This window comes from Amycolatopsis heterodermiae (genome assembly GCF_034929455.1).
Classification (GTDB): domain Bacteria; phylum Actinomycetota; class Actinomycetes; order Mycobacteriales; family Pseudonocardiaceae; genus Amycolatopsis; species Amycolatopsis heterodermiae.
Genome location: NZ_JAYFSI010000008.1, coordinates 409,653 through 420,325, shown reverse-complemented (window position 1 = coordinate 420,325; position 10,673 = coordinate 409,653). Strand labels below are relative to the sequence as shown.

The following is a 10,673-nucleotide window of genomic DNA, read 5'->3' as shown; positions in this document are numbered from 1 at the left end:
CCGTCGAGGTCTGCGCCGGTGGGGTGCTTCTTTGTCGGCACTTCTGGGCCTATTCGTGCATCAACTGCCAGCGCGCCATCCCGCACGTCGAGGCGTGGGACCAGCGCTACCGCGGCGCGGGCCTGGAGGTCGTCGGTGTCCACACGCCGGAGTACGCGTTCGAGCACGTCCCGGTCAACGTCGCGGACGGCACCACCCGCCAGCACATCACCTACCCCGTGGCGATCGGCAACGACTACGCGACCTGGAACGCGTTCGGCAACCAGTCCTGGCCCGCCGAGTACCTCGCCGACGCCACCGGGCAGGTCCGCCACGTCTCCCTCGGCGAAGGCGACTACGACGGCACCGAGTCGCTCATCCGCGAGCTGCTCACGACCGCCGACCCGGCCCGGACGCTGCCCCCGCGCACCGACGTCGCGGACGACACCCCCACGAATCCCTTGCAGAGCCCGGAAACCTACCTCGGCTCCGAGCGCGGCGTCCGGTCGATCTCCAGGGTGCGTGGACGACGGCGCCGGAATTTCTCACCGCCGACGACAACGCCTCCCACACGCTCACCTACAACGCCTCGACGGTCTACCTCGACGTCGGCGGTACGGGCACCGTCACCGCGACCGTGGGCGGCGTCACGAAGACGATCCCGGTGTCCGGCAGCCCGGACATTCATGCCGTCGTGCAGACGTCGGCGCCTCAGCAGGGCACGGTGGCGCTCAAGCTGAGCCCGGGGTTGCAGGCGTACTCGTTCACGTTCGGCTGAAGCTGGCCCGGCTCAGCCGCTCGGCGGGGTGCAGGACGACGAGACCGTCACGTTTTGGTCGGACACGCGGATCACGCGTCCGCCGACAACGAAGAGGGAGGTCCCCGCGTTCCCGCCCAGCCGCAGCACGCACCCGGCCGCAGGCGACGGCTTGGTCGGGTCGGCTGACGACAACCGGACTTCCGGCACACTGATCACCGACGTGCCGAGCACACCGAAGTCAACCGGACGCCCGGCCACGACGTCGTCTGCGAACCGGTCACCCAGCCGGAAGGGTGCGACCAACAGGAACACCACCACGAACCCGGTCAGCACACCGGCCACGCCGCGGAGCAGGTAGCGGCCGGGCAGGGAGAACCGCACTTCCGTTAGTGCGCCCACGTCAGTGCCGATGGACAGCGTGAGCCGTGTCGTCTGCACCGACGTCGCCCGGTTCTGCAGCCACCGCACCGCCAGCAACGCGGCCAGCGCCAGCATCCCGACCAGGAACGCCCGCACGACCAGCCATGTGAACGTGACCCCGGCGTCCTCCGGCTCAACCCCTAGCGCGCCGTAGAAGCGGGCCATCAAGAGCCAGCCGAACGCGTAGGACAAGCCGGCCACGCCGGTGGTGACCTGCGCGACCTGCGCCGCCCACTCCGAGACCCCCGCCAGCCTCGACGCGCTCATACGAAACTCACCAGCACGAACACCGCCACGAGCGCACCGAACAGCAGTCCGCCCGCGAACACCCAGCGGTCCGCCAGCCGCACGACAGCCGGGTCGCGAACCGGCGCCGGTTCGACCACGGTGCCGGTGGTCTGGGCCGACGCCGCGTCCAGTCCCCGCCCCCACTCGGTCAACGACGGCCGGGACGCAGCCGGACCGCAACTGCGGCCGACCAGCTCGGTAAGCGCAGCGGGGAACCGCTCTGCCGGCAGCGGATCGCCGGGATACCAGTAGGGCGAGACCAGGGTGCGGGGTGCCAGCAGCCCGAGCACGTACGACGTCGATGCGCGGTCCGGGCGCTCGACCTCCGCGGTGAGCACGCGGGGGTCGGTCCAGTCCACTGTGGTGTAGAGCGGTGACCGGCTGTCGCCGGCGAGCGGGCGCAGCGAGTCGCAGTCCAGGACGAACACCTCAGGAGGATCGAGCTTCCACAGCAGGTTGTGCGAGGCGAGGTCCTCGTGCACGAAGCCGTGCTCGTCGAGCCACAGCAGCACGTCGAGCAGACCGCGGAGCAGGTCGACCTTCTCCCGGTCGGTGGCCCGCGGCACGCCGAGTTTCTCAGCTCGCTTCTCGTACAGCAGGAAGTTGAAGTCGCGAACCTTGACCCGGCCCGAGGGCAGGGTGAGGTGGAATTCGGCCGCAGCACGCACCACCAGCGCGCCGCTGGCTTGGTCGCCGTCGACGACTGTCGCGACCGGCCAGGCGAGAGTGCCCCGGACGTGGTCGATCGCGTTCTCGCCCCAGCCGCCGAGTGCGCCGACGAGCTGGTCGAGGTCGACAGCGTTTCTGGGCTTGTTGTACCTCTTGTACAACAACGTCTTTCGCTGCCCGAGGACCGAGAACACCGTCGACGCGCCACCGCGGGCCAGCTGCTCGCCGATCCCGACCTCGGCTTCGGTGATCCGGGCAGGTACCGGCGGCCACGCTTCGGTGCTCACGCGAAGTCCTCGGGTGATGCAGTCCAGTCGATCTCCTCACGGTCCACCGCACGGGAGGTCACGAGTAGCTCGGCGTACAACATTAGGTCGGTCATGATCTGCCTGGCCAGCGGCTGGTCCGGGGAGTCGTCGAGCACCCGTACCTCGGCGACCCGCATCGGTCCGACGATGTCTCGCAGCTGTGCTCTCTCGACACCGACGGTGATAAGGATGATGCGGGGATGCGCCTGTCGGTAGAACTGGTCGAAAGCGGCTTGCCATCCCCGGTCGGCAGGCACCCCGTCGGTGACCAGGACGACCAGCGGCCGGTAGAAGGCGAACCCCGCTGCTAGGTGGGCAGCCGCGTCGCCGCTGGTGAGCCTGGCGAGAAGGCGGAACAACGGTTCGAACCTAGTCTCCCGTCCGACCGGGAGAGGGGGGATCACGGGCTGCTCGGTCAGGTCTGAGAGTGGGAGAAGGCAGCGCGCGTGTTCGGCGAAGCTCACCAGGCACACCCGGATCTTGTCGGCCAGAATCGGTGATTCCCCCAGCTCGTCGGCGAGCGCGTCCAGGACGTGCGTGACCTCGGTCAGACGTCCCGCCATCGATCGCGAGGTGTTCACCACCAAGTACATCGGCATGATCCGGTGCATTCCGCGCTCCTCGCTTTTCCGCCTCCACCCCGGATAACAGTCGCGCGACACCCCGGACACGTTTCACCGACGACAGTGCCAACCGTTCGCGGCCGGTCAACGACCGTCGAGCATCTCAAGCAGCCACCTGGGAAGGGCCTTCAACTCGCCCTTGCAGCCGAACTCGTCGCCGAGGAAAGCTGCCGTGGTCTGGTGAACACCGTTGCTTCCTGGTCGAGCAGCGCGGAGACCGTCAGGCCGCGCGGTCGGTGAACGCTTGGCCCGGCTTCTCCACCACCACGATCACCACCCGCGTCGTGTACGGCTTGGCTTTCGGCGGATCGCCCGCACTGCGGGAACACTGCTCGCGGCTATCGCCGACCACAACGCGATGTCCTTGCCCGCGCGCTGTGACCAGCACGAGCATGACCAGTCGCCGGAAAGCTGCCTTGTTAGTCAGAGCCCGGTTCCCCGGACACGGCCGGGCGCCCGCACATCCAGCAGACGCCGCCAGTGGCGTGAACTCGCTGGACTCCTGCTTCCCGCGGCGCGATCGCGCTCATGGGCGACCTGGTCCCGCCGATAGGTGCTCTGTTGCCACGGTTGTCACCTGGTCGGGCTCCCGCTGGTCGCCTGGTCAGGGGCCTCGGCTTGGGCGCGAAGCGGGCTGCGTGACTGCTGGCTGAAGTGTCTGAGCCGGCTGACCTACCTCCGTCGAGGTCCTTGGCCGTCTGACCACCGGAGGGTGCTGTGCTGACCGCCCCATTCCTCTCTTCAGGAACTCCGCGAAGCATCTGGGCTTCGCTGGTCGTCCGGCTCGCGCGCTTGAGGCGACAGGTCTGCGGCGCGCCATTTGCGCAGGATGCTGCGGCCGTAGTTGTGGGTGCCGGCGATCCGGTCGAGATCTGCGCCGGTGGGGGTGCGTCCTTGTCGGCACTCGGCCTCGTAGAACTCCCACATCCGCTGTTCGGCGGTTTTGTCCACAGGCTGCTCCGACCCTGTGGACAACGTGTCCGGAGCTTGCTCCGGGCGTGTCTCGGCAGGTTGTGACGAGCGTCGGCGTTTCAGTGCGCGATTCAGCAGCTCGACAGAGAGTAGGAGGGCAAGGGGCGGGCAAGCCGCGACCATGATGCCGAAGGCGCTCAGCTCGGCGGCCGAGGCGATGTTGGCGCAGAGTGACAGCGAAACACCGAACGTGAACGCAAGCCATGCCTGCCCTTGCCCCCGGTCCGGCCTTCCAGAGTTCGACGGTCGCAATGGTGAGCAAGCCGTCGATGATCAGGGTCAGATCCAGGCCGTTGTCTCGTCGGCGCCGAAGCGCATGGCGAAGTGGAGGCCGTGCCGGTAAGAGGCGAAGGCTGCGCCGAGGGCCACGAGGCCGGTGAAGAAGCACTGAATGCCGAGTGCCAGGTCGTGCCGGGGAGTCGGCGTCATGATCGCTCCCGGCGGCCGCGGCCGAACTCGACAAGGGTCAGGGTCGCGGATATCTGCAGCTCAGAGGGCTGTCCAGCCGGGTGGATGCTGTTCGAACCTCGTCGGGGGTACCAGCAGTTCCACCCGAACGCAGTTGACTCCGGTCAGCTGCGTTTTTTGGTTTCTGTGGATGTCATCCCGTCGGCCGCGTCACTCGACGAGGAGGCCGATTGCGGTGGTGAGGCGTTCGAGGTACGCCTCCCGCGTCTCGACCTGGTGCTTCAGGCCGATCGACACGCTGATCAGCGTTTGTGCGACCTGGGTCGCGGATGCCCGGTTCGACGTCTCGGCGATCGCGTTGGTGACGAGGTCGGCGAAGCGGATCGGGGCGGTCTCGACGATCTCGCCCAGTAGGTCCGGGTTCTGCTCGATGACGCTCGTGATGTCCCGGCCCAGCGGTCCGATGTAGCGGCCGGCCCAGTGGTCGAACGCGCCGGCCAGGCGCTCGGGCAGTGGGCGGTCCGTGGCGGCGAGGAGTGACTCGGCCGCGGCGAGGTCCTGTTCGAGCGCCCGGGTGAACGTGGCCCGGAACAGCGTTTCCTTCGACTCGAACAAGAAGTACAGGCCCGGCCGGGAAATCCGGGCCGTGCGCGCCACCTCCTCCATGGAGGTCTTGCGGTAGCCGTGGCGGGCGAAGGTGAGCAACGCCGATTCGAGCACCGCGTCACGACGGGTGGTCGGCTTCTCGGGGGCGGCCATGCGCCGATCCTACGGCTCGTAGACCAGCTATACAAGAATCGTCTAGTGCGTATAGTCGTGGCATGACTGCTCGCGAACTCATCACCACGCCGTTCTCCGCCTCGAGCACCGCGGACGAGGTGCTCGAGGGCGTCGACCTCTCCGGGGTCCGCGCGATCGTGACCGGAGCGTCCTCGGGGATCGGTGCCGAAACGGCCCGTGCGCTCGCGGCCGCCGGCGCCGACGTGACCCTCGCCGTCCGGAGCACGGCGGCCGGCCGAGCCGTCGCCGACGCCATCGCCGGCACGACTCGCGTTTTGCCGCTCGACCTGGCCGATCAGGCGTCCGTCCGGCGGTTCGCCGACGACTGGGACGGGCCGCTGCACCTGCTCGTCGCCAACGCCGGCGTCGTCACCGGCGGCTTGGAGCGGACGCCGGAAGGGTGGGAGCTGCAGTTCGCGACGAACCACCTCGGCCACTTCGCGCTGGCCACCGGCCTGCACGACGCGCTCGCGCGCGGGGCGGCGGACCGCGGCGAAGCGCGCGTCGTCTCGGTCAGCTCGACCGCGCACATGCGCTCGGGCGTCGATTTCGACGACCTGCACTTCGTCCGCCGGGCCTACGACCCGCAACTCGCGTACGCCCAGTCGAAGACCGCGAACGCCCTGTTCGCCGTCGAAGCGACCCGTCGCTGGGCGGCCGACGGCATCTTCGCGAACGCCGTGAACCCCGGCGGGATCGCGACGGGGCTGCAGCGGAACTTCACCCCGGCGCAGAAGGAGTCCCTCGCCGCGGCCGAAGCCGCCGGCGTCTTCACCTACAAGACCCTCGGGCAGGGCGCCGCGACCACCGTCGTCGCCGCGGTCGCGCCGCAGTTCGCCCGGACGGGCGGCCACTACCTCGACGACGCGCAGGAGGCGTACACGGTGCCCGACGACGCCGTCCTCGCCGACCATCCGCACGGCGTGAAGGAATGGGCCCTCGATCCCGCCACCGCGGAGCGCCTTTGGGCCGTCTCCGCAGAGCTGATCAACAGCTGATCCGTCTACTGTGGACACGCGGAGGGGAAAGGGAACGGCGGAGAGAACCGCCGTTCCCTCCCCGTCAGGTCAGCCAGCCGCGCTGGGCCGCGCGCATTCCCGCTTCGAAGCGGCTTTTCGCCGCCAGGCGGTCCATCAGGTCGGCCATCATGCGGCGGACCGTTCTCAGTGAGAGGCCCAGGCGGCGGGCCGCCACCTCGTCGGTCATGCCGTGGGACAGCAGCGACAGCAGGGCTCGCTCCTGGCCCGTCAGGCCTTCGTCGTCCCGGGTGCGGCCGGCGCCGAACGGCGACGCGCTGTACCAGAGCTGCTCGAAGTAGGCCCTCATCAGCGCGACGATGCCCGGCGTGGTGATCTGGATCGCGCCCTGGCGGGTGTTGTCCGCGTCCAGCGGGACCAGGGCGGTTTCCCGGTCGACCAGCAGGAGCCGGGCGGGCAGGGTCGGCTGGGTGCGGACCTCACCGCCGTGCTCCACGAGCCAGTCGACGTACTTCTGCGTGCGCGCGTCGTTGCGCGCGCTGTCCAGATAAACGGTCCGGATGGCCACGCCGCGTGAGAGCGCGGCTTGGTTGAGTGGCATTCCGGCATTGATGCTCGCCTCGGACTGCGCGCCGCCGGGCATGAAGGAAAGGCATTCCTTGCTGGCCCGGCTCGCCAATACCTCGATACGGCGCTGGATCTCGTCGATTCCGACCAATTCGTCCGGTCCGAGAGACGGCGCGGTCTCCTGGAGTCCGGCGATCAGGTCCGAGACCGCCGCGTGACTTTCGGCCAGTTCCAGCTGGCTGCGTTGCAGTTGTGCCTGGCGCATTTGCACCAGGGAAAGCAGTCCGAACTCGGGATCGACGGCCCGCAGGGCGTCGGGGTTCTCCCGGGACGGCCGGACCAGTGCGAGATCGGCCAAACGGTCAAGTGTCGTGCGTACTTGCTCTTCGGACAGACCCAGCGATGCGACCAGATCGGCGACGCCCCAATCACGGTGCGCGACCATGGTCCGGTAGACCAATTCGCCGGTTGCGTCCACCCCCAGTGGCTTCAGCATGGAAAGCTGCGACCCCCAGTCTCTGCTCCCTGCTCTGTAACCCCCTCCGGGTCGGATCGTACACGGTGGTTAACACCCCGACCAGTGACGTACCCGGTGGTCGGAGGCTGTTCAGGGCCGCTCTGGCACCAAGGTGCGAGGTCATTTGGTGCCACCCCGGACCCCTTCCGGGACACCGGCGACCCGAGCCAAGCTGTGGTCAGCGAAAGCCGAACAACACACTGGGGATGCATCATGAACGTTCAAGAAATCGCACAGCCGGCCGAGACTCCCGACGGTTTCGACTGGGACACCATCAAGAACATCATCAGCGGGCTGGCCTTCGGCTGCCCCTAGTCATGGAGACTGCCCGTGTACATGGCAAGCGTCACACTTGCCGCGTCGGGCGAGGCCACACACCGTGAGTTGGACCCGCACCTGCTGGTGGACCTGCTCTGGGCGCTCGCCGAACCAGGGCTGGGAATCGAACACATGCGTGTCGCCACCAGTCCGGGTCGCATAGAAGTCGTTTTCTTCTCCACCGCACCGGACGCACATTCGGTCGCGGTCACCGGAATTCATCTCTGCGAAACCGCCGCGTCATCCGCCCCGCAATTGCGCGGCTGGTTCGTCGTGCCGCTCGCCGGGAATGAGGGGCCTGGTCTGCAATGAAGTTCGTCCACCATCGAGCCGAAATGTCCATTTTAGGAGAAATGTACGACGGTGTCGCCCAGGGCAGGGGCCGGGTCGCGCTCATCGGCGGCCCGGTGGCCAGCGGGAAGACCAGCCTGCTCGGCAGGCTGGCCGACCACGCCCTGGACTCCGGCGCCGTCGTCCTGCAAGCCATCGCGTCCGACTCGGAGCGGGACCTCCCGTTCGGGGTGCTCGGGCAGCTGGTGCAGAGCCCGGCGGTCCCGGCCGGGATGGCCGACGAGTTCGCCGCCCTGATCGAGGACGGCGCAACCACCCTCGCGGGTGATCCGAACGCGGCGCGGCAGCACACGTCACGGGCGGTGGCCACCGCGCTGCTCAAGCTGTCCCGCACGGCGCCGGTGGTGCTGGTCGTCGACGACCTGCACCACGCCGACGAGGATTCGCTGCACTGCCTGCTCTTCCTGATGCTGCGCATCCGGACAGCCCGGATCCTGGTCGCGCTGGGGGAGCGCACCAGCGACCGGTCGGTCGGCCCGGCGTTCCACGCCGAGCTGGTGCGGCTGCCGCACTGCCGCCGCATCCGGCTGACCACCCTGCCCGCGGACGGCGTGGTCGAGCTGGTCACCGGGGAGCTGGGCATCGACGCCGCCCGGCTGCTGGCGCCCGGCTACCACGAGCTCACCGGCGGCAACCTGCTGCTGGTGCACGCCCTGCTGGAGGACCACCGCACCGCGGGCGGCCCGGCCGAGCCGTCACCGGGCTTCGCCTTCCGCAACGCGGTCCTGAGCTGCCTGCGCAGCAGTGACCCGCTCGCGCTGGACCTGGCCGCGGCGGTCGCCGTGCTGGGTGACGCGGGCCGGGCCGCCGACCTGGCCGGGGCCGGCGCGGACGAAGCCGTCCGCGTCCTCGGCGACCTCGAATCCGCCGGCATCCTGAGCGGCGGCCGGTTCCGGCACCCGGCCGGCGCGGCCGCGGTGCTGGAGGCCATCGAACCGGGACGGCGGGGCCGGCTGCGCCGCCGGGCCGCCCGGCTGCTCTACGAAGAAGGCGCCGACAGCCGCAGTGTCGCGGAAATGCTGGTCGCCTCCGAGGACCTCGACGAGCCGTGGGTCGCCACCGTGCTCCGCACCGCCGCGGAGCAGGCGCTGGCCGAGGACGACGTCGAAAAGGTCGTCCGCTACCTCGAACCGGTGAGCCGCCTGGGCGACGACGCCCAGCGGGTCGCCGTCACGACCTTGCTCGCCGACGCCGAATGGCGGGTCTCGCCGGTCGCGGCCGAACGCCGGATCCGCGCCCTGGCCGCCGATCTCGGGGTCGCCGCGAGTGCCCCCGGGCCGGTGCGTCACCTGCTGTGGCACGGCGAAGCCGAGGAAGCGGTCGAGGGGTTCGGCAAGCAGATCGAGAACACCGGGATGTCGCTCGACGCCGAGGCGCTGTGCCTCTCGGTCGCGTGCACCCATCCGGCGCTGGCGAAGCAGCTGCCGGTCCCGGCCCGGCCCGCCGGCACCCGCCCGGTGCCCAGCGGCACGGTCGTCGACACGCAGTGGCGCTCGGCCCGCATCCTGAGGGCGGTCCTGCGGGGCCGCTACGGGGACAACGTCGTCGTCGCGGTCGAGCAGATCCTGCAGAGCACGCGGCTGGCGGACGCCACCGTCCAGCCGCTGACCTTCGCGCTGCGGGCCCTGATGTACGCGGGCAGCACCGACCGCGCCCTGCCGTGGTGCGAACGGCTGCTGGAGGAGGCGGCCAAGCGGCGCGCCCCGGCGTGGCAGGCGGTGTTCAGCGCGCTGCGGGCGGAGATCGCCGTGCGGCAGGGCGGTCTCCCGGCCGCGCTGGAGCACGGGACGAAGGCCCTCGCGCTGATCTCGGCGCCGAGCTGGGGCGTGGCGATCGGGTCGCCGCTGGCGAGCCTGATCCTGGCGCGCACCGAGATGGGGGCGCACGACGAAGCCGAGGCCCTGCTCGCCCAGCCCGTGCCGGCCGCGATGATGCGGACGGTGCACGCGCTGCCGTACCTCTACGCCCGCGGCCGGCACCACCTGGCGACGGACCAGGTGTACGCGGCGCTGCGGGACTTCATGGCGGCGGGTGAGCTGATGACGGCGTGGGGCATCGACCTGCCTTCGCTGGTCCCGTGGCGGGCCGGCTGCGCCGAGGCGTACCAGCGGATCGGCGACCGGGCGAAGGCCGCCGAACTGGTGGACGCCCAGCTCAACCTGGTCAGCGACAGCAACGCCGCCGCGCTCGGGGCGACGCTGCGGGTGCTGGCGAACACCCACGAGCTGGCCGACCGGCCGCCGATGCTCAAGAAGGCCGTCGACGAGATCCAGGCCGGCGGCGACCGGCTGGAGCTGGCGAAGGTGCTGGCGGACCTGGGCCGCACGCACCACGAGCTGAACGAGACCAGCCGCGCCCGGATGGTGGTCCGCCGCGCCTGGCACGTCGCCCAGGACTGCCGGGCCGACGCCGTGTGCCGGGAGCTGCAGCCGCACATGTCCGCCGAGGACCTCAAGCCGGCGTCCGAAACCGGCGACACGGACCGGCTCGCGTTGCTGACCTCGGCCGAGTACCGCACCGCCGCACTGGCGCGGCACGGCTACACCAACCGCGAGATCGCGCGGAAGCTGTTCATCACGGTGTCCACTGTGGAGCAGCACCTGACCCGCACCTACCGGAAGCTGAAGGTCGGCAACCGCGCCGACCTGCCCGCGGGGCTCGAGCCGTCCGTCGCCGGCACGGCTTGACCGTGGCCCCCTCCCGGCCACGGGCACCCCGAAGCCCGGCCACGCCTCT

The 10,673-nt window shown here is 69.9% G+C and carries 12 protein-coding genes; 4 read left to right on the top strand and 8 right to left on the bottom strand.

From position 1 onward, the window contains the following. Positions 1-55 precede the first annotated feature (55 nt). Positions 56-757: a hypothetical protein gene (locus tag VA596_RS31785; protein ID WP_410171944.1), complete on the top strand. Its 702-nt coding sequence runs from the start codon at positions 56-58 to the stop codon at positions 755-757. A 12-nt stretch (positions 758-769) separates the two neighbouring features. On the opposite strand, the gene VA596_RS31780 is transcribed toward VA596_RS31785, so the two are convergent. The 7 genes from VA596_RS31780 to VA596_RS31750 form a co-directional block, all read right to left on the bottom strand. Next, positions 770-1,426, bottom strand: coding sequence for a hypothetical protein (locus VA596_RS31780; protein ID WP_323331892.1), 657 nt, complete (start codon positions 1,424-1,426; stop codon positions 770-772). Continuing rightward, positions 1,423-2,403: a hypothetical protein gene (locus VA596_RS31775; RefSeq protein ID WP_323331891.1), complete on the bottom strand. Its 981-nt coding sequence runs from the start codon at positions 2,401-2,403 to the stop codon at positions 1,423-1,425. Before VA596_RS31775 ends, VA596_RS31780 begins: the two co-directional genes overlap by 4 nt. Further along, positions 2,400-3,035, bottom strand: coding sequence for a vWA domain-containing protein (locus VA596_RS31770; protein ID WP_323331890.1), 636 nt, complete (start codon positions 3,033-3,035; stop codon positions 2,400-2,402). The genes VA596_RS31775 and VA596_RS31770 overlap by 4 nt, the downstream gene beginning before the upstream one ends. Before the next feature lie 232 nt (positions 3,036-3,267). Further along, the gene (locus tag VA596_RS31765; protein WP_323331889.1) at positions 3,268-3,441 is read right to left on the bottom strand and encodes a hypothetical protein; all 174 of its coding nucleotides are present in this window, start codon (positions 3,439-3,441) and stop codon (positions 3,268-3,270) included. Positions 3,442-3,788: 347 nt separating this feature from the next. Further along, on the bottom strand, positions 3,789-3,998 hold the full coding sequence (locus VA596_RS31760) for a hypothetical protein (protein WP_323331888.1): 210 nt from the start codon (positions 3,996-3,998) through the stop codon (positions 3,789-3,791). Between the two features lie 300 nt (positions 3,999-4,298). Beyond that, positions 4,299-4,448: a hypothetical protein gene (locus VA596_RS31755; protein WP_323331887.1), complete on the bottom strand. Its 150-nt coding sequence runs from the start codon at positions 4,446-4,448 to the stop codon at positions 4,299-4,301. Between the two features lie 189 nt (positions 4,449-4,637). Continuing rightward, positions 4,638-5,186 carry a TetR/AcrR family transcriptional regulator gene (locus VA596_RS31750; RefSeq protein ID WP_323331886.1) on the bottom strand — a complete coding sequence of 183 codons (549 nt, stop codon included), beginning with the start codon at positions 5,184-5,186 and terminating at the stop codon, positions 4,638-4,640. A gap of 62 nt (positions 5,187-5,248) precedes the next feature. On the opposite strand from VA596_RS31750, the gene VA596_RS31745 reads away from it, so the two are divergent. After that, a complete protein-coding gene (locus VA596_RS31745; protein WP_323331885.1) occupies positions 5,249-6,205 on the top strand; it encodes an SDR family NAD(P)-dependent oxidoreductase in 957 nt (318 codons plus the stop codon). 64 nt (positions 6,206-6,269) lie between these two features. Here the strand turns inward: VA596_RS31745 and VA596_RS31740 are convergent, their stop codons facing one another. After that, on the bottom strand, positions 6,270-7,247 hold the full coding sequence (locus VA596_RS31740; protein ID WP_323331884.1) for a LuxR C-terminal-related transcriptional regulator: 978 nt from the start codon (positions 7,245-7,247) through the stop codon (positions 6,270-6,272). Positions 7,248-7,598: 351 nt separating this feature from the next. On the opposite strand from VA596_RS31740, the gene VA596_RS31735 reads away from it, so the two are divergent. Next, positions 7,599-7,898, top strand: coding sequence for a hypothetical protein (locus VA596_RS31735; protein WP_323331883.1), 300 nt, complete (start codon positions 7,599-7,601; stop codon positions 7,896-7,898). Continuing rightward, positions 7,895-10,624 carry a helix-turn-helix transcriptional regulator gene (locus tag VA596_RS31730; RefSeq protein ID WP_323331882.1) on the top strand — a complete coding sequence of 910 codons (2,730 nt, stop codon included), beginning with the start codon at positions 7,895-7,897 and terminating at the stop codon, positions 10,622-10,624. Before VA596_RS31735 ends, VA596_RS31730 begins: the two co-directional genes overlap by 4 nt. Positions 10,625-10,673 lie beyond the last annotated feature (49 nt).

Coding starts and splice junctions, on each gene's coding strand:
- VA596_RS31770 (WP_323331890.1), bottom strand. CDS start 3,035: ATGCACCGGATCATGCCGATGTACTTGGTGGTGAACACCTCGCGATCG.
- VA596_RS31765 (WP_323331889.1), bottom strand. CDS start 3,441: ATGCTCGTGCTGGTCACAGCGCGCGGGCAAGGACATCGCGTTGTGGTC.
- VA596_RS31740 (WP_323331884.1), bottom strand. CDS start 7,247: ATGCTGAAGCCACTGGGGGTGGACGCAACCGGCGAATTGGTCTACCGG.
- VA596_RS31750 (WP_323331886.1), bottom strand. CDS start 5,186: ATGGCCGCCCCCGAGAAGCCGACCACCCGTCGTGACGCGGTGCTCGAA.
- VA596_RS31755 (WP_323331887.1), bottom strand. CDS start 4,448: ATGACGCCGACTCCCCGGCACGACCTGGCACTCGGCATTCAGTGCTTC.
- VA596_RS31730 (WP_323331882.1), top strand. CDS start 7,895: ATGAAGTTCGTCCACCATCGAGCCGAAATGTCCATTTTAGGAGAAATG.
- VA596_RS31780 (WP_323331892.1), bottom strand. CDS start 1,426: ATGAGCGCGTCGAGGCTGGCGGGGGTCTCGGAGTGGGCGGCGCAGGTC.
- VA596_RS31745 (WP_323331885.1), top strand. CDS start 5,249: ATGACTGCTCGCGAACTCATCACCACGCCGTTCTCCGCCTCGAGCACC.